We start from the raw sequence: 1,311 nt of genomic DNA, 5'->3' as shown, positions 1-1,311 counted from the left end.
TGTCTAGTCCTGAAATAGGTTTACACCTGTTTCACCCTAACGCCCGATGCACCGCATCGGGCGTTTTGTATTTCAAAGACAGGTGCGGACGCTCGCCGTTGTAGATCGATACCGACTCACTCACCATCTTCTTCGCCTGCGTTAAATCCTGTGGTCGCTGGAGCATAAGCTCTGTCTTTAATATCCCGTTGACCCGCTCTGCCAAGGCATTTTGGTAGCAGTCATAGCCGTCCGTCATTGAGCATCGAATACCGTACTTCGCGTGCAACGCTTGGTACATCCCCGAGCAATATTGGATACCTCTATCTGAATGATGCACCAACGACTGCTCTGTCCGACGGTGCTTTACCGCCCGGCGCAGTGCCTGTGCTACCGACTCGGTGTGAAGGCTTTCATGGACGTGATAGCCCACGATCTTTCGCGAAAAAGCATCCGTTACCAGGCTCAGATAGGCCACACCTTCCTGAGTGGGCAAATAGGTGATGTCAGCCACCCAGACTTGTTCCGGGCCGCTTGGAACAACCTGATCAGGACCTGGCTTGAGCAGGTTCGGGTGGCGGTGAAAGCGATGATGACTATTGGTCGTCTTGTGATAAGACCGCTTGCGAGCTACCAATAAACGTCTTTCCCGCAGAATCGAAAACAGCCGATCTCGACCCACTTGCAGTTCAAGTTGGGGCTGGCAATGCAGCAAGTAATGTAGCTTTCGGGTGCCCAAACGCGGCTGCCGCTGACGTTTTTGCTGAACGAAATCGGCAACCTTCTGATCCAGCCCCAGACGAGCAGCATCGGCGCGATTGCGTTTGTAGTAAGCCTGTCGGCTTATCCCCATGAACTGGCAAGCCCTGCTGATGCTCAGGTTTTTGATTCGTTTTTGCGCGAGGACTTGCCGGGACGCTTTTTTACGACAGAGAGACCGTAGTCATTCTTCAAGACATCCACGACCGCCTCGAAAAACTGCGCTTTCTGATTGGACAGAGCTAACTGCTCTTCAAGCTCTTTGATGCGTTGCTCTGGCGTTAATGGTCGGTTTTTGTCGGGCATAGACCCCATCCTCGGCGAGCCAATGTATCTGCCTGGGCTCCAATCCTGCCGACCGTGCTTGCGTAACCACGTCAGAACGGTCGTTTTGCCTTGAATCCCGTAGCGCTCCTGAGCCTCTTTATAACTCAGCTCGCCTTTTTCGACCTGATCGACGACCGACAATTTAAAGGTCAACGTGTAGTCGCGCTGACTACGCCTTTTTGCTGATTCCATTACGTCCTCCTGAAAAACAGATCAGAAGGTGTAAACCTTATTCAGGACGGGACA

General features: G+C 52.6%; 1 pseudogene. It reads right to left on the bottom strand.

Features of this window, described 5'->3' with window-relative positions:
- Positions 1-3 precede the first annotated feature (3 nt).
- Positions 4-1,257 (bottom strand): annotated as a pseudogene (locus AO268_RS04645) (IS3 family transposase).
- Positions 1,258-1,311 lie beyond the last annotated feature (54 nt).

This window comes from Pseudomonas sp. ICMP 8385 (assembly GCF_002699915.1).
Classification (GTDB): Bacteria; Pseudomonadota; Gammaproteobacteria; order Pseudomonadales; family Pseudomonadaceae; genus Aquipseudomonas; species Aquipseudomonas gessardii.
This window is presented reverse-complemented; position numbering and strand designations above follow the sequence as displayed.